The organism is Aeromonas sp. R7-5 (assembly GCF_040908015.1).
In the GTDB taxonomy this organism is placed as follows: Bacteria; Pseudomonadota; Gammaproteobacteria; order Enterobacterales; family Aeromonadaceae; genus Aeromonas; species Aeromonas caviae.
Genome location: NZ_JBFOCZ010000033.1, coordinates 154,305 through 176,363 on the forward strand (window position 1 = coordinate 154,305; position 22,059 = coordinate 176,363).

General features: G+C 62.6%; 21 protein-coding genes. 7 read left to right on the forward strand and 14 right to left on the reverse strand.

All coding sequences use genetic code 11. The features are described 5' to 3' along the window. Positions 1 to 195 precede the first annotated feature (195 nt). Complete coding sequence (locus tag AB5Y53_RS16055) at positions 196 to 1,275, forward strand: methyl-accepting chemotaxis protein (protein WP_368182541.1); 1,080 nt, start codon at positions 196 to 198, stop codon at positions 1,273 to 1,275. Between the two features lie 20 nt (positions 1,276 to 1,295). On the opposite strand, the gene AB5Y53_RS16060 is transcribed toward AB5Y53_RS16055, so the two are convergent. The 3 genes from AB5Y53_RS16060 to AB5Y53_RS16070 form a co-directional block, all read right to left on the reverse strand. Then, positions 1,296 to 1,844 (reverse strand): sugar O-acetyltransferase, encoded by a 549-nt coding sequence (locus tag AB5Y53_RS16060; protein ID WP_201968618.1) that lies wholly within the window; start codon positions 1,842 to 1,844, stop codon positions 1,296 to 1,298. A gap of 427 nt (positions 1,845 to 2,271) precedes the next feature. Beyond that, positions 2,272 to 3,150 carry a 50S ribosomal protein L11 methyltransferase gene (gene prmA / locus AB5Y53_RS16065; protein WP_045525764.1) on the reverse strand — a complete coding sequence of 293 codons (879 nt, stop codon included), beginning with the start codon at positions 3,148 to 3,150 and terminating at the stop codon, positions 2,272 to 2,274. A gap of 530 nt (positions 3,151 to 3,680) precedes the next feature. Further along, positions 3,681 to 4,697, reverse strand: a complete 1,017-nt coding sequence (locus AB5Y53_RS16070) for a zinc-binding alcohol dehydrogenase family protein (protein WP_368182543.1) — start codon at positions 4,695 to 4,697, stop codon at positions 3,681 to 3,683. A 100-nt stretch (positions 4,698 to 4,797) separates the two neighbouring features. On the opposite strand from AB5Y53_RS16070, the gene AB5Y53_RS16075 reads away from it, so the two are divergent. Further along, positions 4,798 to 5,670 (forward strand): LysR family transcriptional regulator, encoded by an 873-nt coding sequence (locus tag AB5Y53_RS16075; protein ID WP_042014452.1) that lies wholly within the window; start codon positions 4,798 to 4,800, stop codon positions 5,668 to 5,670. Here AB5Y53_RS16075 and AB5Y53_RS16080 read toward each other — a convergent pair whose 3' ends face one another. The 11 genes from AB5Y53_RS16080 to AB5Y53_RS16130 all read right to left on the reverse strand — a co-directional run bounded on the left by AB5Y53_RS16080 (position 5,671) and on the right by AB5Y53_RS16130 (position 17,233). Beyond that, on the reverse strand, positions 5,671 to 7,095 hold the full coding sequence (locus AB5Y53_RS16080) for a PTS transporter subunit EIIC (RefSeq protein WP_368182544.1): 1,425 nt from the start codon (positions 7,093 to 7,095) through the stop codon (positions 5,671 to 5,673). 87 nt (positions 7,096 to 7,182) lie between these two features. Beyond that, positions 7,183 to 8,640 (reverse strand): sodium/pantothenate symporter, encoded by a 1,458-nt coding sequence (panF, locus tag AB5Y53_RS16085; RefSeq protein ID WP_043153258.1) that lies wholly within the window; start codon positions 8,638 to 8,640, stop codon positions 7,183 to 7,185. Next, positions 8,630 to 8,878, reverse strand: a complete 249-nt coding sequence (locus AB5Y53_RS16090; protein WP_039040309.1) for a YhdT family protein — start codon at positions 8,876 to 8,878, stop codon at positions 8,630 to 8,632. Before AB5Y53_RS16090 ends, panF begins: the two co-directional genes overlap by 11 nt. A gap of 269 nt (positions 8,879 to 9,147) precedes the next feature. After that, positions 9,148 to 10,488, reverse strand: a complete 1,341-nt coding sequence (gene accC / locus AB5Y53_RS16095; protein ID WP_039040308.1) for an acetyl-CoA carboxylase biotin carboxylase subunit — start codon at positions 10,486 to 10,488, stop codon at positions 9,148 to 9,150. Between the two features lie 15 nt (positions 10,489 to 10,503). After that, entirely contained in the window at positions 10,504 to 10,965 is a 462-nt protein-coding gene (accB, locus tag AB5Y53_RS16100) for an acetyl-CoA carboxylase biotin carboxyl carrier protein (RefSeq protein WP_010675405.1), read from the reverse strand. A 36-nt stretch (positions 10,966 to 11,001) separates the two neighbouring features. Continuing rightward, positions 11,002 to 11,451: a type II 3-dehydroquinate dehydratase gene (gene aroQ, locus AB5Y53_RS16105; RefSeq protein ID WP_368182545.1), complete on the reverse strand. Its 450-nt coding sequence runs from the start codon at positions 11,449 to 11,451 to the stop codon at positions 11,002 to 11,004. Positions 11,452 to 11,734: 283 nt separating this feature from the next. Further along, positions 11,735 to 13,681, reverse strand: a complete 1,947-nt coding sequence (gene acs / locus AB5Y53_RS16110) for an acetate--CoA ligase (protein ID WP_368182547.1) — start codon at positions 13,679 to 13,681, stop codon at positions 11,735 to 11,737. A 175-nt stretch (positions 13,682 to 13,856) separates the two neighbouring features. Next, a complete protein-coding gene (locus tag AB5Y53_RS16115) occupies positions 13,857 to 15,644 on the reverse strand; it encodes an EAL domain-containing protein (RefSeq protein ID WP_368182549.1) in 1,788 nt (595 codons plus the stop codon). 106 nt (positions 15,645 to 15,750) lie between these two features. Then, a complete protein-coding gene (locus AB5Y53_RS16120) occupies positions 15,751 to 16,119 on the reverse strand; it encodes a hypothetical protein (protein ID WP_201996374.1) in 369 nt (122 codons plus the stop codon). A gap of 7 nt (positions 16,120 to 16,126) precedes the next feature. After that, positions 16,127 to 16,795, reverse strand: coding sequence for a molecular chaperone TorD (torD, locus tag AB5Y53_RS16125; protein WP_039040303.1), 669 nt, complete (start codon positions 16,793 to 16,795; stop codon positions 16,127 to 16,129). A gap of 150 nt (positions 16,796 to 16,945) precedes the next feature. Then, positions 16,946 to 17,233, reverse strand: a complete 288-nt coding sequence (locus AB5Y53_RS16130) for a hypothetical protein (RefSeq protein WP_010675399.1) — start codon at positions 17,231 to 17,233, stop codon at positions 16,946 to 16,948. A 341-nt stretch (positions 17,234 to 17,574) separates the two neighbouring features. Here AB5Y53_RS16130 and glyA point away from each other — a divergent pair, with 341 nt between their 5' ends. The 5 genes from glyA to AB5Y53_RS16155 all read left to right on the forward strand — a co-directional run bounded on the left by glyA (position 17,575) and on the right by AB5Y53_RS16155 (position 22,031). Further along, positions 17,575 to 18,828: a serine hydroxymethyltransferase gene (gene glyA, locus AB5Y53_RS16135; protein WP_010675397.1), complete on the forward strand. Its 1,254-nt coding sequence runs from the start codon at positions 17,575 to 17,577 to the stop codon at positions 18,826 to 18,828. An 88-nt stretch (positions 18,829 to 18,916) separates the two neighbouring features. Next, complete coding sequence (locus AB5Y53_RS16140; RefSeq protein WP_052224829.1) at positions 18,917 to 19,351, forward strand: hypothetical protein; 435 nt, start codon at positions 18,917 to 18,919, stop codon at positions 19,349 to 19,351. Positions 19,352 to 19,485: 134 nt separating this feature from the next. Beyond that, positions 19,486 to 19,935, forward strand: a complete 450-nt coding sequence (gene nrdR / locus AB5Y53_RS16145) for a transcriptional regulator NrdR (protein WP_010675395.1) — start codon at positions 19,486 to 19,488, stop codon at positions 19,933 to 19,935. A 277-nt stretch (positions 19,936 to 20,212) separates the two neighbouring features. Then, entirely contained in the window at positions 20,213 to 21,322 is a 1,110-nt protein-coding gene (ribD, locus tag AB5Y53_RS16150) for a bifunctional diaminohydroxyphosphoribosylaminopyrimidine deaminase/5-amino-6-(5-phosphoribosylamino)uracil reductase RibD (protein WP_368182550.1), read from the forward strand. Positions 21,323 to 21,377: 55 nt separating this feature from the next. Beyond that, the gene (locus AB5Y53_RS16155) at positions 21,378 to 22,031 is read left to right on the forward strand and encodes a riboflavin synthase (RefSeq protein ID WP_368182552.1); all 654 of its coding nucleotides are present in this window, start codon (positions 21,378 to 21,380) and stop codon (positions 22,029 to 22,031) included. The last annotated feature ends 28 nt before the right edge of the window (positions 22,032 to 22,059 follow it).

Here is a 22,059-nt window from a genome sequence, read left to right on the forward strand (position 1 = left end):
TACCTCACCCGGCCTCTTTCCGGCGATCTTTTGCACAGCCATTGATGTGGCCTCGATTGGAATCAGGATCAGGGTCAAATATCCTGCATTTGCAGGTGAAATCCGGCCCGGGATCCGCCAGCATCGGCAGAGACAAGAGAGCCAGAGGCTTCCCTTCGACGTCGACTGTCCGCACCTTTGCCATCCGGAGGCCATATGTGGTTCAACCGCAAGCTTGAAAAAGAGAATCAACAGCTCAGGGAGGCGATGCTTCTCAAAGAGCAGCAGCACCAGAGCGAGCTGGCCGAATTGCGTGCCACCATCGGTGAATACGAGCACATGCAGCGCACCAGCCGGGAACGTGGCGATCTCTTCAATCAGGTGATCTCCTGCCAGAACCAGGGAGGTGAGATGCTGCAGAGCGTGCGGGAAGCGCTGGCTGGCAGTGCCGAGCACCTGATGGCGGAAAAGGGCGCGCTCTGCGAGCTGGATCAGCTCTTTGCCCAGACCCGGGGCGCCATCACCCGTCTCTCCGATCGCGCCCATGCCATCACGGATGAGGCAGCTCGCAGCCTCGCAGCCGTCCATCAGCTCGATGCCAGTACATCCGCCATCAACCAGTTCGTGACCGCCATCCAGGGCATTTCGGATCAGACCAACCTGCTGGCACTCAATGCGGCCATCGAGGCGGCCAGGGCCGGTGAAGCTGGTCGAGGATTCGCCGTGGTCGCCGATGAGGTGCGTCAACTGGCGAGCAAGGCTCATGAAGCCAGCAGCCAGATCGAGGTGCTGGTCAGACAGATAGTGGCACAGGCGCAGGAGATCAAGTCCATCATCGATGACAACCAGGCCAGTGCCGCCGAGGTGGCGACCTCCTCCTCCCAGATCGATGTGGTGGTGACCCAGGTGCTGGCACAATCAGGCCGGATGCAGCAGGTGATCCACAGTGCGGCCTCCACCTCCTTCCTCAATACCACCAAGCTGGATCACGCCGTCTGGAAGAACACCATCTATCGGCTCATCGATCAGCAGCATTTTCACGAGCCGGTGAGCGACCACGCTCAGTGCAGGCTGGGCAAATGGTATTTAGAGGGGCAGGGTGCGGAGCTCTTCGCCCACAAGCCGGGCTTTCGTGAACTGGACGGGCCCCACAAGCGGGTCCACGAGAGCGGCAAGGCCGCCCTGCACGCGCGCGAGCAGGGGGATATCAAAGGGATGGTCGAGCAGCTCAAGACCATGGAAAACGCCAGCATGCAGGTGGTGCACTGCATCGACCGCTTGCTGGAAAGCGCCTGAGCGAGCCTCGGGCCTTCCGCTCAACCTTTGACTGGCAGCAGCCGTGCCGGGTTGCCTGCCACCCTGGCACCGGCCGGTACATCTCTGGTCACGACCGAGCCCGCACCCACGACGGCTTCCCGCCCTATGGTGACGCCGGGAAGCAGAATGGCGCCGCCGCCTATCCAGACCCTGTCTTCGATGGTGACCGGCAGCGCCGTCTCAACCCCCTGAATGCGCTCATCGGCGTCCAGCGCATGGGCGGCGGTGTAGATCTGCACGTTCGGCCCAATCATCACCTCGGCGCCGATGCGAATGGGGGCATTGTCCAGCAGGGTGGCCCCCATGTTGATGTAGCTGCCCTTGCCAAGGTGGATGTGGCGGCCATAGGTGCAGTAGAAGGGTGGGCAGATGAAGGCACCCTGTGCCAGCTCGCCGACGATCTGCAGCAGCAGTGCCAGTTGTTCATCCTCCTCGTCGCTGCGATTGAAGCGGCGGTACAGGCGGGCCGTCTCCCGGCGCAACAGATCCAGCTCTGGCGCCATGCAGTTGTAAGGCTGGCTGGCGATCATCTTCTCGTATTCGGTCATGACTGGGCCTCGATGGGGTGGAGGAAGAGAGGATAAGCCATCGGGAGGCAGAGAAGCGTGAGGCTCTCCCCAGAGTGGGCAGAAGGAGAACGGCGTCCGGAAACGACAAGGGCACCCTGGGGTGCCCTTGTCGTTCAGCGACCTAAGTGTTGCCGCCGTGGCTTGTTGTTTATCAGCCGAGTTTGCGGCCGATGGGTTGGCAACTGCCGTGGCTTGTTGTTTATCAGCCGAGTTTGCGGCCGATGGGTTGGTTGCCACAGTAGTTTGTTGCTTATCAGCCGAGTGTGCGGCTGATGGGTTGGCAACTGCCGTGGCTTGTTGCTTATCAGCCGAGTGTGCGGCCGATGGGTTGGCAACTGCCGTGGCTTGTTGTTTATCAGCCGAGTGTGCGGCTGATGGGTTGGCAACTGCCGTGGCTTGTTGTTTATCAGCCGAGTTTGCGGCCGGAAAGGCGGCACCACTCTTCCTTCACGGCGGTCGGGTCCATCTCGAACCACTGGCCGTAGATGGTTTCCAGCTCCGGGGCCTGACTTTCCAGCACGCCGGAGAGAGCCATCAGGCTGCCCGCTTTGCCGTGGCCGGCGATAAGCGGCGCCAGCTCCCGCAGCGGGCCGGCCAGGATGTTGGCGACCACCACGTCCGCTTCGACATCTTGCGGCTGGTCGGCTGGTAGATAGAGCTCAATCTGGTCGGCGACGCCGTTGCGCGCGGCGTTGTCGCGGCTGGCCTGAATCGCCTGCGGGTCGATGTCGATACCGATAACGCGGGCGGCACCCAGTTTCAGGGCGGCGATGCCGAGGATGCCGGAGCCGCAGCCAAAGTCGACCACGGTTTTACCGGCCAGGTCCAGCCCGTCCAGCCACTGCAGGCAGAGTGCCGTGGTGGGGTGGGTACCGGTGCCGAAGGCCAGGCCCGGGTCCAGCATGACGTTGACCGCATCGGGGTTCGGCACGTCGCGCCAGCTCGGGCAGATCCAGAGCCGCTCGCCGAACTGCATGGGGTGGAAGTGATCCATCCACTCGCGCACCCAGTCCTTGTCTTCCAGCTGTTCGACCTTGTAGCCCACGTCTTCGCCGAAGATCTGCTGGAAGAAGGCGATGGTGGGAGCCGGATCGGTTTCGGCATCGAACAGTCCCATTACTTCGGTCTCGCCCCAGAGCGGGGTTTCACCGGGCATGGGCTCATAGACGGGCACATCCTTGGCATCCATAAAGGTCACCGCCTGGGCCCCACGCCCCAGCAGCATGTTGCTCACCTTGTCTGCGGTCTTGGCAGTGGCGTTGATTCGAATTTGTATCCAGGGCATGGCGTCGGCTCTTCATAAATGTGAAACCGCGGGATTCTATCATCATGGGCCCGTGCTGTCGTGGTTTGACCATGCAGTGTGGTGGAGGATGCGGACTTTGCCGAGTTGGCACGGTTAATGTATTCCTTCATGGGTGACGGGAAGCAACTTGTTCCCGCTGAATGCTTTGCTCTATGAAGTTCCGTCATCTTTTTTCAGCCACCTTCGGGTGGCTTTTTTTATGCCGTCGCGCTGAAAAGCGGTTAATTGGGAGGGAAAAGCAGAGATTGGCACGCTATCTGCAAAGTTACAGATGTCCTGCATAAGGATATGTGTGTGATTGTTACCCCAACGTTCAGGTTTTTAGGGCCATCCCGACGGGATGGCCTCTTTTTTATGGTTTTTTCGGGGGAGATGCCCCGTCAGGGACAAAGGTCACCTGCGGGGCTGTGCACTCTTGGGGCTTGTCACTGGTGATTTCACCCCATGATGGTGCATTTATTTACCTACAAGGGAATAGGCTGGACGGTAAGGCCCGCCTGGGCTGCGCCTCAGCGATGGAAACCGCTCATGTCGATCACCAGCTTGCCCACCATGCGACCCGCTTCCAGCTCGGCATGAGCCCGGGCCAGGGTGAGGGGCGTCAGTTCGGGCACCACCTTGCTGAGGGTGGTCTTGAGCACCCCTTCATCGATCAGGGCCGCGACCCGGCCGAGCAGGTTGTGCTGCTCGATCATGTCCGGGGTCTGGAACAGGGAGCGGGTAAACATGAACTCCTGGCTGAAGGTGACGCTCTTGGGTTTGAGCAGACCCAGATCCCAGGGGTCACTGGACTCGGCGATGGTGCAGATGTGACCAAACGGACGGATGAGGCTGGCCATGGTGTTCCAGTGCTGCTCGGTGGCGTTGGTGCAGAAGATGGCATCCACCTCGCTGATGCCGAGAGCCTTGAGCTCCGCCTGCAGATGGTGATGGCTCACCACCTGGTGGGCCCCCATGTCCAGGCACCACTCCCGGGTTTCGGGGCGCGATGCGGTGGCGATCACCTCCATGCCGGTGAGCTGGCGGGCGAGCTGGATGGCGATGGAACCGACCCCGCCGGCGCCCCCGATGATCAGCAGTCGCCCGGTGCTTTCGCGGGTAAGGCTCATGCGCTCGAACAGGGTTTCCCAGGCGGTGATGGCGGTGAGCGGCAGGGCGGCGGCTTCCAGAGCGGTCAGGGTGACTGGGGCGATGGCGGCAATGCGCTCGTCCACCAGTTGCAGGGTGCTGTTGCTGCCCGGGCGGCTGATGTCGCCTGCATACCAGACCCTGTCACCGGCCTTGAACAGGGTGACGTCGCTACCGACGGCGATCACCTCGCCCACGGCGTCCCAGCCCAGCACGCGGGGGCTGCTTTCGACCTTGTCCTTGGGGGCGCGTACCTTGGTGTCGACCGGATTGATGGAGGTGGCGTTGACCCGTACCAGCAGATCCCGCGGGCCCGGTGTCGGATCGGGCAGATCGCTCTCGATAAAGCAGTGGGGGTGGTTGCTTGGCAGATAGTGAGTCAGGGCGATGGCTTTCATGGCTTTTCCTTTCAAATAGCAGTGTTCGGGATTGCCACTCACTCTAGTCTGGATGATTATCAAGATTAAGATGGGTAATTGGTAAAGACTGTTTGAATATATGAACAATGTCGAACTGGAGTTGATGGGGCTGTTCGCCACCGTGGTGGAGCAGGGGAGCTTCACCGGGGCGGCCGAGGTGCTCGGCATGCCCAAGTCCTCGGTGAGCCAGAAGATCTCGCGCCTCGAATCCCGGCTCGGGGTGAGGTTGCTGCAACGCACCACCCGCAGGCTCAGCCTGACGCCCCAGGGGGAGGTCTATGTGGCCCATTGTCAGGAGCTGCTGGCACTGGCGCGTAGCGCCAATCTGGCGATGGCGCGGTTGCGCGCGGCTCCTGGAGGGCGGGTGCGGATCACTGCTCCCGAAGCCACGGGAACCTTGCTGCTTGGCCGGATACTGGCCGAATTTCGCGCCCTCTATCCCGAGGTGGTGCTGGAGCTGACCCTTTGCGATGAACAGCTGGATCTGGTGGGGGAAGGTTACGATCTGGCGCTGCGGGCGGCGCCGCTGAAAGATTCCAGCCTCATCTGCCGGCGCATCGGCCAGGTGGCGCGCCATCTGGTGGCATCTCCCGGTTACCTGGCGGCCAACGGGACGCCGCTCCAGCTCTCGGAGCTGGCCGGACACGCCTGCCTGGTACATGGCTCCTTGCCGGTGTGGCCATTGCAGGAGGGGGGCTGGCGCCCTCGCGGGGCCTGCCAGAGCAACAGCCTGCTGGCGCTGCGGGAGCTGGCACTCCATGACGGGGGGATTGCCCTGCTGCCGGCCCATGTCTGCGGCGACGATCTGGCGGCGGGGCGACTGCTCAAGGTGCTGCCGGATCTCCTGGTTCCGGTGAACCCCTTCTATCTCATCTACCCGAGCCGGGAACACCTGGCCCCCGCCCTTCGCAGCCTGATGGACTTCGTGGCCGAGCGTCTTCCCTTCGCCTGATCACTGGTGCTGGCCAAGGGGAGCCTGAGCCGGTTCGAGACCGAGCGGGACCGACTGGCGTTCCGCCAGCATGCGGATCTGCCCTTCGATGAGGCCGGCATGGGGGCCGAGCACCAGCACCAGCTGATGTTCGTTCAGCACGATCCAGGAGAGGCAACCCAGTCTGGCCAGGCAGGATTGATCCACCAGCGCCATGTCGCGAACCCGCAGGCTGAGGCGGGTCAGGCAGACGCTCATGGCCTGCAGGTTGTCCATGCCCCCCAGCATCTTGAGGTACTGGATAGCCAGCATCTGGGGATCGGTGGGGGCCACGGTCGCGAGCCGGGAGAGATCCCCGGCGATGGGTTTGCCCGGCAGACTGAGGGGGGCGTGTTCCAGCAGCCGGGAGAAGAGCAGGGCATAGACGACGAAGAAGAGGATGCCCAGGGGGATGAGCCAGAAGCTGTGCAGACCGGCGTGGTAGCTCAGCACCAGATCCAGCAATCCGGCAGAAAAGTAGCTGCCCACCTGGATGTCGAGCCCGCTGCAGATGGCCAGCGACAGCCCGGTCAGCAGGGCATGGGCCAGAAACAGCCAGGGAGCAGTGAAGGCAAACAGGAACTCGATGGGCTCCGTGATGCCCACCAGTGCCGAGGTGAGCGCCAGGGTGAGCAGCAGCCCTCCCTGGGGCAGTTGCTGCATCCGCTGGCGATGGATCCAGATGGCAAAACAGGCACCGGGCAGGCCGAACATGATGACCGGATAGAGCCCGGCCACATAGCCTTCATGCAGCGGCTGGGCGGTCGAGAGGGCTTGCAGGTTGCTCTCCCCGAGCCCGATGAGGCTGCCCAGCACCTGGTGCAGGCCGAGGGGGATCAGCAGCCGGTTCAGCACGCCGTAGCAGAAGGCGCCAAATGGCGTGGTGAGCAGATCGGAGGCGAGCAGGGTGAGCCCCTGTTCCAGCAGCGGCCAGAGGATGGAGAGGGGGATCACCAGCAGCAGGCAGGCCAGCGCCGAGAGCAACATGCCCGGCAGATCTTCCTGCAGGGGGCGCAACCAGCCTGGCAGCCGCAGAGCGCGGGCCCGGGAGCAGACCATGGCGGTGACGAGCCCGGCCAGCAGGCCGCAGATCATGTCCGCATGCAGCCCGGGCACCAGGGTGCCCAGCGCCGAGCTCAGCAGCAGGAAGTTGACCGCACCGGCGAGCGCCTGGGCTCCTTGCCCCTGGCGACTCAACCCGAAGGCGATGGCCACCGCATAGATGAGTGGCATCTGGCTGAAGAGGGCGCGACCGGCGAGGGAGAGCACGGCGAGATCCAGCACGTCCGGCTGGCCGAGCCGGTGGAGCAGGGCGGCCAGGGGCAGGATGGAGACGGGCAGCAACAGGGCATAGCCTAGGCGCTGCAAGGACTGGGTCAGGATCTTTCTGGCGTTCTGGACTGGCATGGGGGCACGGTATTTGTGACGTGGCGCACATTTTACCCGTGAGCCCCCATTTGGGAATAGGCGAGCCTTCCTTTATTGATCCTTTTCTTAATTTTGATCAAACAATCGACGGACACGCTGATCCGGGGCAGGAGTGAGTAGGCTGACCAGGACAAAAGCCGCCAGGCCAAGGGCCAGGCTCGGGACGATGGCGTGCAGGCCGGCCAGCTTGATCCCCCACTGGCTCAAGGTGCCGTAACAGAGGATGCCGCAGACCATGCTGGCCAGGGCTCCCGGGCCGTTGGCCCTGGACCAGTAGAGGCCGAGCACCAGGGGCCAGAGGAAGACCGCCTGCAGGCCGCCGAAGGCGAGCAGGTTGAGCCAGATGATCATCTCGGGGGGCTGGAGCGCCGCCAGCAGCACCAGGGTACCCAGGATCAGGGTGCAGAGCAGGGAGAGGCGCGGCACCCGGACCTCCAGCTTCTCCTGCCTGGGGTTGAGGTAATTGAGGTAGAGATCTTTCACCAGGGTGGCGGAGGCCTGGATCAGCTGGGAGTCGATGGTGGACATGATGGCCGCCATGGGGGCGGCCAGGAAGACCCCCGCCAGCCAAGGGGGGAGCACCTCCATCATCAGGGAGGGCATGATCTTGTCCGGGCTGTCCATGCCGGGCAGGATGGCGCGGCCCAGCGCCCCGGCCAGGTGCATGCCGAACATCAGCAGGGCGCAGACGATGGTGCCGATGAGGATGCCCCGGTGCAGCGCCTTGCTGTCCCGGTAGCCAAAGCAGCGCAGCGCCGAGTGGGGCAAGCCCACCACCCCGATGCAGACCAGCACCCAGAAGCTCAGCATGAAGGGTTGGGTCAGCATGTCGCCGGCCCCCTGGGGGCTCACCAGCTTGGGATCTATCTCCTTGAGCTGGTGGACAAGATTCGGCAACCCGTCACCGGCGATGAGGATGCCCGCCAGCAGGGCGCCAGTGCCGATGAGCATGACGATGCCCTGCAGGGCATCCGTCATCACCACGGCGCGAAAGCCGCCGATCACCGTGTAGAGCAGCACGCAACTGGCAAACAGGAAGAGCCCCTGCTGATAGCTGAGGCCGGTCGCCGTTTCCAGCAGGCGGGCGCCGCCGATGAACTGCACCACCATGGTGGCAATGAAGGCGAGGATGATGGTGACCGAGCCCAGCACGACCACCGCCCTGCTCTGGTAGCGGGCCCACAGCATGTCGTTGATGGTCACCGCGTTGACCCGGCGGGCGATGATGGCGAACTTCTTGCCAAGCACCCCCAGGGTGAGCCAGACGGTGGGCAGCTGGATCATCGCCAGTAGCACCCAGCCGAGGCCGACCTTGTAGGCGGCACCCGGCCCGCCGATGAAGGACGATGCAGAGGTATAAGTGGCCACCAGGGTCATGGCGAGCACCAGCCCCCCCATGCTGCGGTTGCCGATGAAGTACTCCTGCATGAAGTTGCCGCCGGTCCGGTGGCGACTGGCCCAGAAACCGACCCCCAGTACCAGCACCAGGTAGATGCAGAGCGGCAGCATCAGCTCAAGATTCATGGGGTGGTACCTCGCTATCCAGGGGAATATCGACGAACAGGCGATCCACCATGAGGGCGCAGAGGCCGATGAACAGCAGGGGCATCAGGATGCAACTGAGCAGGAACCAGAGGGGCAGGTCCCACAGCTCGAGATCCTCGGGGATGAAATAAGCCGAGCCATACCAGGCGACAAAGTAGAGCAGGGTCAGCAGCAGGCAGAAGGCTGCTTCCCGACGAGCGAGTGCGAAACGGTTCACTGTGGCCTCCGACGAGTGAGCGGGGCGCAAGAATAACAAAAAAGGGCCATGTCGCCATGGCCCTTTTTTACGTTGGCGATCCGGGTGGATCGCGCAATATCCCGATGAAAGGGGTCTTTGCAGACCCGACTTCTTGTGCAGGTAGTGGCTGTTCTGTGTTGCCACCGTGCTCAATGGGTCGGGCCTCAAGCCATTACAGACCCGACTTCTTGTGCAGGTGGTGGCTGTTCTGTGCTGCCACCGTGCTCAATGGGTCGGGCCTCAAGCCATTACAGACCCAACTTCTTGTGCAGGTAGTGGATGTTAGTGCCACCGTGCTGGAAGTTTTCGTCCTTCATGATCTCTTTTTGCAGGGCGATGTTGGTCTTGATCCCTTCCACCACCAGCTCGTCGAGGGAGTGGCGCATGCGGGCGATGGCCACGTCGCGGTTCTCCCCGTAGCAGATCAGCTTGCCGATCATGGAGTCGTAGTAGGGGGGGACCTTGTAACCCGCATAGATATGGGATTCCCAGCGCACGCCCAGGCCGCCCGGCGCGTGGAAGCGCTGGATGAGACCGGGAGAGGGCAGGAAGGTGGCCGGATCTTCGGCATTGATCCGGCACTCGATGGCGTGGCCACGGATGCGGATGTCCTGCTGGGTGATCGACAGGGGCTGACCGGCGGCAATGCGCAGCTGCTCCTTGATGAGGTCGACGCCGGTGACCATCTCGGTGACCGGATGTTCCACCTGGATACGGGTGTTCATCTCGATGAAATAGAACTCGCCGTTTTCGTACAGGAACTCGAAGGTACCCGCACCGCGGTAGCCGATCTCGAGACAGGCGCGCACACAGCGCTCACCGATGAACTTGCGCATCTCCTCGGTGATGCCGGGGGCCGGCGCCTCTTCCACGACCTTCTGGTGACGGCGCTGCATGGAGCAGTCCCGCTCACCCAGATAGAGGGCGGTACCCTGACCGTCAGCCAGCACCTGAATCTCGATGTGGCGCGGGTTCTCCAGGTACTTCTCCATGTAGACCATGTCGTTCTTGAAGAACTGGCCCGCTTCGGATTTGGTCAGCGCGATGGCGGAGGCCAGTTCGGCCTCGTTGCGCACCACGCGCATGCCGCGACCACCACCGCCACCGGCGGCCTTGATGATCACCGGATACCCGATCCGCTTGGCGATGGCAGCGTTGCGCTTGGCATCGTTGTCCACCGGGCCGTCGGAGCCGGGTACGCAGGGCACGCCCGCCTTCTTCATCGCCTCGATGGCAGAGACCTTGTCACCCATCAGGCGAATGGTCTCGGCGCGCGGGCCGATGAAGATGAAGCCGGATTTCTCGACCACTTCGGCGAAGTCGGCATTCTCGGAGAGGAAGCCGTAGCCCGGGTGGATGGCGACGGCACCGGTCACCTCGGCGGCGGCGATGATGGCCGGCACATTGAGGTAGGACTCACCGCTGGCAGGCTTGCCGATGCAGATGGTTTCGTCCGCCAGGAGCACATGCTTGAGCTCCCGATCGGCAGTGGAGTGAACGGCCACTGTCTTGATCCCGAGCTCTTTGCAGGCGCGCAGGATCCGCAGGGCAATTTCACCGCGGTTGGCGATGACTACTTTGTCCAACATGGGTGGCATTTTCCCTTATTCGATGATGAACAGCGGCTCGTCAAACTCGACGGCCTGACCATTTTCAACCAGGATCGCTTTGATCACGCCGGCCTTGTCAGACTCGATTTGGTTCATCATTTTCATGGCTTCGACGATGCACAGGGTGTCGCCGACATTGACGTGCTGACCGACTTCCACGAACGGCTTGGCTTCCGGGCTGGAGGAGCGGTAGAAGGAGCCCACCATGGGGGAGCGCATCAGATGACCGCTCGGGGCGGCATCGGCAGCAGGCGCAGCGGCTGCTGCCGGAGCAGCGGCAACCGGTGCGGCAACCTGAGCTGCGGCCTGGGGCATGATCATCTGCGGGGCAACGCTAACCTGGCCGGAGAAATTACGGCTGATGCGAACGGACTCTTCCCCTTCGGAGATTTCCAGCTCGGCGATGCCGGACTCTTCAACCAGTTCAATCAGCTTCTTGATTTTGCGGATATCCATTAGCATTCTCTTTCTTCTTTATCTGATCAGTGATTATCAAGCCGCGCGCAACTGATGCACGGCCGCGGTTAAAGCGAATTGGTAACCATCGGCACCCAACCCGCAGATCACCCCCTTGGCGACATCAGACAGATAGGAGTGATGACGGAAGGGCTCCCTGGCATGAACGTTTGACAGGTGAACCTCGATAAAGGGGATGGCCGCACCCAGCAGGGCATCGCGCAGGGCAACGCTGGTATGGGTGAAGGCGGCGGGATTGATGATGATGAAATCCACCTGGCCCATGGCCTGATGGATGCGGCCGATCAGCTCGTGCTCGGCATTGGATTGCAGATGTTCCAGGGTGACACCGAGTTCGCTGGCGCTGCGCGTCAGATCGGCGACGATCTCATCGAGCGTCTTGCTGCCGTAGATTCCCGGTTCCCGCTTGCCCAGCAGATTCAGATTGGGGCCGTTAAGCAGGAGGATTCGGTGATGTTGCGACATATTGAGTACATCCTCGATGATTATGCTGCTATCTATCAGCTATCTTTGGACTACCAAAAATCTAGCCAATTTTTGCACAAATCGGTGTGCCCTGACACACAGATTTCGCAATTATATTGATTTCGTGAAAATTAGCAGCATTTTACTGGTCTAATCTCTACATCTGGCTATTTATTGGCCTGGTTTGCCCGCAAGCCCGGCCTGCCACCGAACTCTGCCCTGTCCGGATCCCGAAGACAACAAAGCCGGCACGTGGCCGGCTCTGTTGACGTGGGGAAGAGACTCACGCCGCTTCCGACTTCTCGCGGATCAGCTTGTCCACGACCCCCGGATCCGCCAGGGTGGAGATATCCCCCAGGCTGTCGGTTTCGCCGGTGGCGATCTTGCGCAAGATACGCCGCATGATCTTGCCGGAACGGGTCTTGGGCAGCCCCTCGGCCCAGTGGATCACGTCCGGGGTCGCGATGGCGCCAATCTCCTTGCGCACCCACTCCTTCACTTCCTTGTGCAGCTCGCGGCTCGGCTCTTCCCCGGCGATCAGGGTGACATAGGCGTAGATGCCCTGTCCCTTGATCTCGTGGGGAACACCCACCACCGCCGCTTCGGCGATCTTCGGATGGGCCACCAGAGCGGACTCGATTTCGGCGGTGCCCATGCGGTGGCCGGAGACGTTGAGTACATCATCCACCCGGCCGGTGATCCAGTAGTAGCCGTCCTCGTCGCGACGGGCACCGTCGCCGGTGAAGTAGCGACCCGGGAAGGTGGAGAAGTAGGTCTGCTCGAAGCGCTCGTGATCGCCGAACACGGTACGCATCTGGCCGGGCCAGGAGTCGGTGATCACTAGGTTGCCCTCGGTGGCGCCCTCCAGCGGCTCACCCAGGTTGTCCACCAGAGCAGGCTGTACTCCGAAGAAGGGACGGGTGGCCGAGCCGGGCTTGAGCGCGGTGACGCCGGGCAGCGGAGTGATGAGGATGCCGCCGGTCTCGGTCTGCCACCAGGTGTCGACGATGGGGCAGCGCTCGTCGCCGATGGTGCGGTAGTACCACTCCCAGGCTTCCGGGTTGATGGGTTCACCCACCGACCCCATGATGCGCAGGCTGGTGCGGGAAGTGCCTTCGACAGCCTCCTTGCCCTTGGCCATCAGTGCACGAATGGCGGTGGGGGCGGTATAGAGGATGGTGACCTGATGCTTGTCCACCACCTGGCTCATGCGGTTGGTAGCCGGGTAGTTGGGCACCCCTTCGAACATGACGGTGGTGGCGCCGTTGGCCAGCGGCCCGTAGACCAGATAGGAGTGACCGGTGACCCAACCCACGTCGGCGGTACACCAGTAGATGTCCTCTTCGTGGTAGTCGAACACGTATTTGAAGGTGAGGGCGGCATAGACCAGATAGCCGCCCGTGGTGTGCAGCACACCCTTGGGTTTGCCGGTGGAGCCGGAGGTGTAGAGCACGAACAGGGGATCTTCGGCGCCCATGGCTTCGGGCGGACAATCCGGGCTGGCGGCGTTGACCGCCTCATGCCACCAGATGTCTCTGTGATCGTGCCAGGCCACGTTGCCACCGGTGCGCTTGAGGACGATCACCTTGCTGACCTTGGTATCCGGGTGGGTAAGGGCCTCATCCACGTTCTTCTTGAGGGGGATGGGGCGACCGCCTCGCAACCCCTCATCGGCGGTGATGACGACGGACGCGCCGGAGTCGATGATGCGGCCCGAGAGCGCCTCCGGCGAGAAGCCGCCGAAGACGATGCTGTGCACGGCCCCGATGCGGGTACAGGCCAGCATGGCGATGGCTGCCTCCGGCACCATGGGCATATAAAGGCAGACCATGTGGCCACGCTTGACCCCCTGGGCTTTGAGCACGTTGGCAAACTTGCACACTTCGGCGTGCAGTTCGCGATAGGTGATCTTGCGATCTTCGGCCGGGTTGTCCCCTTCCCAGATGATGGCGATCTTGTCGCCGCGCTCGTTCAGATGACGATCCAGGCAGTTGGCCGAGACGTTGAGCAGGCCATCCTCATACCACTTGATGGAGACGTGGCCCGGATCGTAGGAGGTGTTCTTGACGCGGGTGTAGGGGGTCATCCAGTCAAGGATCTTGCCCTGCTCCCCCCAGAAGGCGTCCGGATCCTGCACCGACGCCTGATACATGGCTTCATAACCTTCCTTGTCCAGCAGGGCGCCGTTGCCGATGTGGGCCTTGACCGGGTAGACCTTGCTCTCGCTCATCTCTCACTCCTGTGAATACATTTTCTTAATGATTGAGTAACAACTTATACCTTTGGTTCCCGAGGGCAATTAGACTTTTGGATAGCGACGAAGATAGCAGGTGAGAGGACACGTTGAGGTCAAAGAAGGGAGCCATGGGCTCCCTTCTTTGCTTGCGTGGTGGCGCGGCCAAGGCTCAATGGCGGAGGGGGAGCAGGGGAGGCAGGCTGGGTTCTGGCAGGGGATGGCTGAACAGGTAGCCCTGTCCCTCCTCGCAACGCAGGGATTGCAGGAACTGGCGCTGGGGCTGGGTTTCTATCCCTTCCGCCGTGACGGCCATGCCGAGGGAGCTGGCCAGCTGGACTATGGTACGGCACAGCTCGCGGCTGTGCTTGTCGTCGGGCAACGCCTGGACGAAGGCCCTGTCTATCTTGATGCGATCGATGGGCAGGCTCCTGAGCAGGCTCAGGGAGGAGAAACCGGTGCCGAAGTCGTCGATGGCGATCTGTACCCCCAGCGCCTTGAGACGGGTGAAGAGCCGCAGACTGTGATCCACGCTCTGGATGATGCTCTCGGTCACCTCGATCTCCAGCCGTTCGGCAGGAAAACCGGTCGCAGCCAGAATGGCTGTCACCCGCTCCACGTAGTCGTGGGAGCGCATCTCCCTGACCGACACATTGACCGAGAGCCGGGGCACGGCGAGCCCTTCGGCCAGCCACTGCTGCCCTTGCCGGCAGGCGGTGCGCATCACCCATTCGCCCAGTGGTTCGATGAGACCGCACTCCTCTGCCACCGGAATGAAACGGTCCGGGGATATCATGCCAAGGCTGGGATGCTGCCAGCGGATCAGGGCCTCCAGGCCGCTGAGATGACCATCCGCCAGATCCGTCATGGGTTGGTAGAGCAGGCGAAACTCTTGCTGCTCAATGGCCTTGAGCAGTCCCTGCTCCAGCAGCATCCGCACCCTGGTCTGTGCCGTCATGTCGGGGGAGTGGAACAGATAGCCGTTGCGGCCACGGCGCTTGGCTTCATGCATGGCGTTGTCCGCCGCGCTGATGAGGCTGTCCGGGGTCTGGCCATGCTCCGGATAGAGGGAGACGCCGATGCTGGCGGAGAGCCTCACCCGCTCCTGGCCGATGTCGGCGGGATCGTGCAGCCTGCGTTGCAACCCCTCGATGAGACCCAGCAGATCCTGGGTCTCCCTGATGGCGGGCAGCAACACCAGAAATTCGTCTGCCCCCAGCCGGATGGCGATGTCTCCGGGGCGCAGGCAGTGGCGAATGCGGTCTGCCGACAGCTTGAGCAGCAGATCGCCGGCACTTTGCCCCAGGTTGTCGTTGATGAGCTTGAAGCCGTCGAGATCGATGAACAGCAGCGCCAGGACGTGGCGGTTCACCCTGGCCGTCTCTATCTCCAGAGTGAGGCGCTCTTGCAGCAGATGGCGATTGCCGAGATCGGTGAGGGGATCGTAATAGGAGAGGTGCAGCAAGCGGGCTTCGGCCTGATAGAGACGCAGTGCATGGCGGTGGGTCATCTCCTGCAGGCCGGGGGACGCGGGTGCGTCGAGGTGGGGGCATGTCTGCGCGGATTCCCTCATCACGAGGAAGATGCCGCTGAAGGTGCCCTCCTCATCCAGCACGGAGCTGACGCTCACTTGCCAGCGTGCCGGGGAGGCCGCGCGGGAGAGACCGACCATTTCCACCTCAAATGTGCATCGGGGGGGACCTTGCCGCAGTTGCTGAAACAGCGGGAGCAGCTGGGGAGTCTGGGCAGGGACAATGTCGAACAGCGTCTTGCCCGGGTGCTCTGCCCGCGCGAGGCCGGTCAGTTCGGCAAAGCGTCCGTTGACGTCGCGACACCTGAATTCGTGATCGAAGACCCCAATCCCGACGGGCGCCTGGGCGAACAGCTGTTGCAACTCGTGGGGAGAGAGCGGGCCTGACAAATGCCGTGTCGGAACCGATTCGGGCAGCACTTTTTCCATGGAGGCTCCTGAATTGATTGCTTTGTCATTTGGACGACTGTGTCAGTATGGCAGGAAGTGTCAGGAGAGAAAGAAAGTGTGAGAAGGGTGTGAAATCAACGAGATGTCAGCCTTTCTGGCGGCCAAACGCCTGGATCCCGCGAACGAATACCAGCCAGCCCACCAGATGAAACGGCAACGCCATGGCGTAGAGCACCAGCCAGTGGCTCTCGGTGCCGCTGCTGTTGATGAAATCTGTCCAGGCGGCGAGCAGGGCCAGCATGCCCGCTATCTGGAAGCGGCGACGCAGCACCACTTCCACCCCGAGATTGGCGAGGTAGAGGGTCAGCAGGATGCCGGCAAAGCCGGTGAGCTGGGCGGTACCGTAGAGCGCGCGGTCCGGGTTGAACAGCAGCGTCACGAGGGGAGTGACGCCCTGATCCAGCGGGATCAGGGCCAGCAGCCAGCATGCGATAAGAAGCAGGGCTGTCTTCATGCCGGGCTCAGTCGGCGGACGGTGCCGGTTTGACCAGGGATAGGTAGTTGGCGTCCATCTTGAGGAACACCCCCAGCAGGCGGGCACTGGCACCGTAGAAGCCAAACGTGTCGGCGGCCCGGCAGGCCTGCTCGAAGCGCTCGAACCAGCCCAGCAGGTGGCCGTGCAGCAGGGACTCCTGCTCGCCAAGCCACGCCTCGCGCTGGTCGGCGGTGGTCGACTCGGCGGCGCGGATGATGAGGCTGCCCATCAGATCCAGCTCGATGGCCAGATGATCGGCAGGCTCATTGTATTTGTCGCTGACGTTGATGCCGAGGCGATCGAGGCGTGCCTGCATCTCGGTCATGGGGGCCTGCATCAGCTGCTTGCCTTCGCCCCGGTAGAGGGATTCGTAGGGCAGGGCACCCTGCCCGGGAGCGCTCAGGAACAGGCCGGCGAAGTCAGCGGCCAGGGCCGTCTGGCGCTCGGGGCGCACCAGCAGGCGGGCGATGGCATCGTTGAGCTCGGCCACGGCTTCGCGCATGGGGTCGAGAGTAGAGAGGCTCTTCAAGAAGCTGCGCACGTCATAGGTGTCGTATTCAGCGATCTGTGCATCACTGAGTTCGGCAGCAAACAGGGTGGAAAACCACCAGTAAAGCTCGGCCCGGCGTTCGCTGGTCGCCATGAATTCCTGCATTTTTCCTCCGTGGATGACAATCGGGAGCCTTGATGGCCCCCGATTCTAACGACTTTAAAAATAAAGGAAACTCATGGGGCCTTTTGGCCGGATAGCGCCAGGAGAGGGGGTCGCTATCGCGGGATCGCCGTGGGCGACGAGGAGGCCGACCTACTCCTCGACGCGATAGAGCACCTGCTTGCAACGGGGGCAGATGTGCTGGCGGCGGTAATCCATCTGGTGCACCAGGCCGACCTCCCGCTGCTGATGATGACCGCAATGGATGCAGAAAATGAGATCCCCGTCGGCGGCGCCGGGATGGGCCGCCAGGTACTGCTCCCGGGTGGGAAGTGTCTCCCAGTTGGCGGTGCAGGCACCCTTGCGGCTGGCGGTGTAGTAGACCCAGTAGAAGAGAGCGAAGACCGCGACAATCACGAACAGCATCAGATGATCCATCATGGCGTTTCCCCTTGTGTTCCGGGATGGCAGGGAGCGACACCCGCTCGTGCAGATGTCCCATGGCCTAAAGATGTTATCTGTTAGTAAATGCTATATCCATGATCTGGCTCTGGTTTTCATCGCCTTGCCCGGGAAGCGGGGACGATGGCTGGAGCCGGATTGCGGGTGTGGGGAGGCCGGGGGGATGAGCGAAGCCAGGGGGCGGGATTCGAAATTTGCGACGTATTTTACATTTTATAAACAATTTTTTGGGTGGTTGGACTGTCTCTTTGATCCAGCTCACGTTACAATGCGCGGGCCCACTTCACCTATCGCGCAAACGATTTTCAGGAGATAAACGGATGTTGAAACGTGACATGACCATCGCCGGCTATGATCCAGAGCTGTGGCAGGCCATCACAGACGAGACCCGTCGTCAGGAAGAGCACATCGAGCTGATTGCGTCCGAGAACTACACCAGCCCCCGCGTCATGGAAGCCCAGGGCTCCCAGTTGACCAACAAGTACGCCGAAGGCTACCCGGCCAAGCGTTACTACGGCGGTTGCGAGTATGTGGATGTGGTTGAAACCCTGGCCATCGAGCGCGCCAAAGAGCTGTTCGGTGCCACCTACGCCAACGTGCAGCCGCACTCCGGCTCCCAGGCCAACAGCGCCGTCTACATGGCCCTGCTGCAACCGGGCGACACCGTGCTCGGCATGAATCTGGCCCACGGCGGTCACCTGACCCACGGCTCCCCCGTCAACTTCTCCGGCAAGCTGTACAACATCATCCCCTACGGCATCGACGAGTCCGGCAAGATCGACTACGACGAGATGGAGCGCCTGGCCGTTGAGCACAAGCCGAAGATGATGATCGGCGGCTTCTCCGCCTACTCCGGCATCGTCGACTGGGCCCGCATGCGCGAGATCGCCGACAAGATCGGTGCTTACCTGTTCGTGGACATGGCCCACGTAGCCGGTCTGATTGCCGCCGGCGTCTACCCGAACCCGGTGCCCCACGCTCACGTGGTCACCTCCACCACCCACAAGACCCTGGCCGGTCCGCGCGGTGGTCTGATCCTCTCCGCCGCCGACGACGAAGATCTGTACAAGAAGCTGAACTCCGCCGTCTTCCCGGGTGGTCAGGGCGGCCCGCTGATGCACGTCATCGCCGGCAAGGCCGTGGCCTTCAAGGAAGCGCTGGAGCCCGAGTTCAAGACCTACCAGGCCCAGGTCGTGAAGAACGCCAAGGCCATGGCGGCGACCTTTATCGAGCGCGGCTACAAGATCGTCTCCGGCGGTACCGACAACCATCTGATGCTGGTTGACCTGATCGGTCGCGAGCTGACCGGCAAAGATGCCGACGCAGCCCTCGGCAAGGCCAACATCACCGTCAACAAGAACTCCGTACCGAACGACCCGCGTTCCCCGTTCGTGACCTCCGGCGTGCGTATCGGCACCCCGGCCATCACCCGCCGCGGCTTCAAGGAAGCCGAGTCCATCCAGTTGGCCAACTGGATCTGCGACGTGCTGGACAGCCACGACAACGAAGAAGTGCTGGCGACCGTGCGCGAGAAGGTGCTGGACATCTGCCGCCGCTTCCCGGTCTACGCATAATCAGCCTGACCTTCAGGTTGAAGACCAATGCCACCCTCGGGTGGCATTGTTTTTCTGCAGCGTCTGGCAAGATGAGACAGAGGTGATCATGTGCGATGACATGGAAGAAGACGTGCTGGAGGCGTCACTGCGGCAGACGGTTCGCGCCCAGTACCACTTTCGCGCCAGCGAACAGGGGCTGCTGGCCTGGGATGTGCGCCGCTTGATCCGGCTGAGCCGCAACCTGCCGGTGCAGGCGGTGGCACTCGGCGAGATTGCCGAGCTTGACCGCGACCACTGGTACGGCCATGGCGACGCCACGCCCACGGTGCGCAGCGTGGTGGCGCACTGCCAGCTCATGATGGCGGCGGATCTCGCCTATCCCATCCTGCTGGACAGCGCCGGCCGGGTGATGGATGGCATGCACCGGGTGGGCAAGGCGCTGATGCTGGGTCACAGCCATGTGGCTGCTCGCCGGTTCGCGGCGGATCCTGCCCCCGATTACCAGGATTGCGACCCCGAGGCGTTGCCCTATGACGACTGAGTCCTGCCCGAAGGTCTGGCTGGTTGTCCCTTGTTTTCATGGGCTTTTACCGGTTCTGGATGGCCGTGTTACACTGGCCGGCCTAGCGCCAGCCCCCGGGGCCCGCGCCCATTTTCATCCACGCCGGAGGTCAGATGCATTGCCCTTTCTGTAGTGCCGTTGATACCAAGGTGATCGATTCCCGTCTGGTGGCCGAGGGCCATCAGGTGCGCCGCCGTCGCGAATGCCTGCTCTGTCACGAGCGTTTTACCACCTTCGAAATGGCCGAACTGGTCATGCCCCGCGTCATCAAGTCCAACGGCTCCCGAGAGCCCTTCAACGAAGACAAACTGCGTGCCGGCATTCTGCGGGCGCTGGAGAAGCGGCCGGTGAGCATGGAGGCCATCGAGAAGGCGGTCAACCACATCAAGTCCCGCCTGCGGGCCACCGGCGAGCGTGAAGTCGCCTCCCAGCTGGTGGGCAATCTGGTGATGGATGAGCTCAAGAGCCTGGACAAGGTGGCCTACATCCGCTTTGCCTCCGTCTACCGCAGCTTTGAAGACATTCGCGAATTCGGGGAAGAGATCGCCAAGCTGGAGAAGTAACGTCGGCCTGTCGCTCCCTATGTGAATAAGAGAGGGGCTGCCGTTGCGGCAGCGCCAGTTGTTACACCAGTGAGACATCCAGATAGCGCATCGTTGCACTGGTGAAAAAGTATGAGGGCGTGCGGCCGCATCCTGCGATGTGTGTGCCCGTCGCCATGGCGTCAGATGCCATGGCCGATCTGCCCGAGAAGGCGTGCGGCAAGCGCGTACACCCTATTTTCTTGTCCCATCGGATGGCCGAGCCACGGGGGACAGGTTGCTGGACACAGGAGCCCGGATGTTTAGTCAAGACGATTACCAATGGATGAGCCGGGCCCTCGAACTGGCCCGGCGCGGCCGTTACACCACGGCCCCCAACCCCTGCGTCGGCGCCGTGCTGGTGAAGGCCGGCGTGGTGGTGGGGGAGGGCTGGCACAAGCGGGCCGGTGAGCCCCATGCCGAGGTCTATGCTCTGCACGCGGCAGGGGAAGAGGCCCGCGGTGCCACCGCCTATGTGACCTTGGAGCCCTGCTCCCATCACGGCCGCACGCCCCCCTGCGCCGAGGCGCTCATCAAGGCCGGGGTGACCCGGGTGGTCGCCGCCATGGTGGATCCCAATCCCCAGGTGGGCGGGCGTGGCCTGCGGATGCTCTCCGAGGCGGGGATCAAGACCGATTTCGGCCTGCTGGCCGCGGAAGCCGAGGCCCTCAATCCCGGTTTCTTCAAGCGGATGCGCACCGCGTTTCCGCTGGTGACGGTCAAGCTGGGGGCGAGCCTGGATGGTCGCACCGCCATGGCGAGTGGCGAGAGCCAGTGGATCACCTCCCCGGAGGCGCGCCGGGACGTGCAGCGGCTGCGGGCCCGTCACGATGCGGTGCTCTCCAGCGCCGAAACCGTGCTGGCGGATGGCGCCTCCCTCACCGTGCGCTGGGATGAGCTGCCCCCCTCGGTCAAGGCGGTCTATCCCAAAGAGACCCTGCGCCAGCCACTGCGGGTCATCGTGGATTCGCAAAACCGGCTCACCCCGGATCTGCCCCTGTTCCAGAGCGAGAGCCCGGTACTGCTGGCCCGCCATAAGGCATCCGGTGAGTGGCCCGCCTGGGTGCAGCAGCTGGAGGTGCCGCTGCTGGATGGCAAGCTGGATCTGGTCAGCCTCTTCATGCTGCTGGCCAAACAGAACGTCAACTCGGTACTGGTGGAGGCGGGGCCGCGGCTGTGCGGCGCCCTGCTGGAGAAGGGGCTGGTGGACGAGCTGGTGCTCTATCAGGCGCCCAAACTGATGGGGGATGAGGGGCGCGGCCTGTTCCATCTGCCGGGGCTGACCCGGCTGTTCCAGGCCCCCAAACTCAGCCTCAAGGATGTGCGCATGCTTGGCCAGGATATTCGCATCACTGCGAAAATAGCCTGATTTTTCAATGTTCACGGGGGCATCCATCGCCCCCGTCATCAGCAAGGTGATCTGCATGTTTACCGGAATTATCGAAGCGGTGGGAACCCTGGCCGAGCTGCGTCGCCAGGGGGAGGACATAGCCCTCACCGTGCACGCGCCGACCCTGGACTTCAGTGACGTCAAGCTGGGCGACTCCATCGCCACCAACGGCGTCTGTCTCACCGTGGTGGCGCTTGGGGATCACAGCTACACCGCCGACGTCTCCCTGGAAACCCTCTCCCGCACCGGTTTTTCTGCCGCCAAGGTGGGGGATCCGGTCAACCTCGAGAAGGCGTTGATGCCCACTTCCCGCCTCGGCGGCCACCTGGTCTCTGGCCACGTGGACGGCATCGGCGAGGTGAAGAGCAAATCGTCCAGCGGCCGCGCCATCGAATACTGGATCAAGGCGCCGGGGGAGCTCTCGCGCTACATCGCCGAGAAGGGCTCCATTGCGGTGGATGGCATCAGCCTCACCGTCAATGCGGTTCAGGGGGATCTGTTCCGGCTGACCATCGTGCCCCACACCGCCCAGGAGACCACCATCGCCCGCTGGAAACCCGGCTACCGGGTCAACCTCGAGGTGGACCAGATAGCCCGCTATCTGGAGCGGCTGATGACGGGCAAGCGCGAGCAGAGCAGTGCCTCTACCCTGACCCTGGAAAAGCTGGCCCAGTCCGGATTCTTGTGAGCCGTTTTGACGGGAAAACGCGGTTCTG

Coding starts and splice junctions, on each gene's coding strand:
- AB5Y53_RS16130 (WP_010675399.1), bottom strand. CDS start 17,233: ATGATGGATCATCTGATGCTGTTCGTGATTGTCGCGGTCTTCGCTCTC.
- AB5Y53_RS16155 (WP_368182552.1), top strand. CDS start 21,378: ATGTTTACCGGAATTATCGAAGCGGTGGGAACCCTGGCCGAGCTGCGT.
- AB5Y53_RS16075 (WP_042014452.1), top strand. CDS start 4,798: ATGAACAATGTCGAACTGGAGTTGATGGGGCTGTTCGCCACCGTGGTG.
- nrdR (WP_010675395.1), top strand. CDS start 19,486: ATGCATTGCCCTTTCTGTAGTGCCGTTGATACCAAGGTGATCGATTCC.
- AB5Y53_RS16080 (WP_368182544.1), bottom strand. CDS start 7,095: ATGCCAGTCCAGAACGCCAGAAAGATCCTGACCCAGTCCTTGCAGCGC.
- AB5Y53_RS16115 (WP_368182549.1), bottom strand. CDS start 15,644: ATGGAAAAAGTGCTGCCCGAATCGGTTCCGACACGGCATTTGTCAGGC.
- AB5Y53_RS16060 (WP_201968618.1), bottom strand. CDS start 1,844: ATGACCGAATACGAGAAGATGATCGCCAGCCAGCCTTACAACTGCATG.
- glyA (WP_010675397.1), top strand. CDS start 17,575: ATGTTGAAACGTGACATGACCATCGCCGGCTATGATCCAGAGCTGTGG.
- AB5Y53_RS16070 (WP_368182543.1), bottom strand. CDS start 4,697: ATGAAAGCCATCGCCCTGACTCACTATCTGCCAAGCAACCACCCCCAC.
- AB5Y53_RS16140 (WP_052224829.1), top strand. CDS start 18,917: ATGTGCGATGACATGGAAGAAGACGTGCTGGAGGCGTCACTGCGGCAG.
- AB5Y53_RS16120 (WP_201996374.1), bottom strand. CDS start 16,119: ATGAAGACAGCCCTGCTTCTTATCGCATGCTGGCTGCTGGCCCTGATC.
- prmA (WP_045525764.1), bottom strand. CDS start 3,150: ATGCCCTGGATACAAATTCGAATCAACGCCACTGCCAAGACCGCAGAC.
- panF (WP_043153258.1), bottom strand. CDS start 8,640: ATGAATCTTGAGCTGATGCTGCCGCTCTGCATCTACCTGGTGCTGGTA.
- accC (WP_039040308.1), bottom strand. CDS start 10,488: ATGTTGGACAAAGTAGTCATCGCCAACCGCGGTGAAATTGCCCTGCGG.
- accB (WP_010675405.1), bottom strand. CDS start 10,965: ATGGATATCCGCAAAATCAAGAAGCTGATTGAACTGGTTGAAGAGTCC.
- aroQ (WP_368182545.1), bottom strand. CDS start 11,451: ATGTCGCAACATCACCGAATCCTCCTGCTTAACGGCCCCAATCTGAAT.
- AB5Y53_RS16055 (WP_368182541.1), top strand. CDS start 196: ATGTGGTTCAACCGCAAGCTTGAAAAAGAGAATCAACAGCTCAGGGAG.
- acs (WP_368182547.1), bottom strand. CDS start 13,681: ATGAGCGAGAGCAAGGTCTACCCGGTCAAGGCCCACATCGGCAACGGC.
- ribD (WP_368182550.1), top strand. CDS start 20,213: ATGTTTAGTCAAGACGATTACCAATGGATGAGCCGGGCCCTCGAACTG.
- torD (WP_039040303.1), bottom strand. CDS start 16,795: ATGCAGGAATTCATGGCGACCAGCGAACGCCGGGCCGAGCTTTACTGG.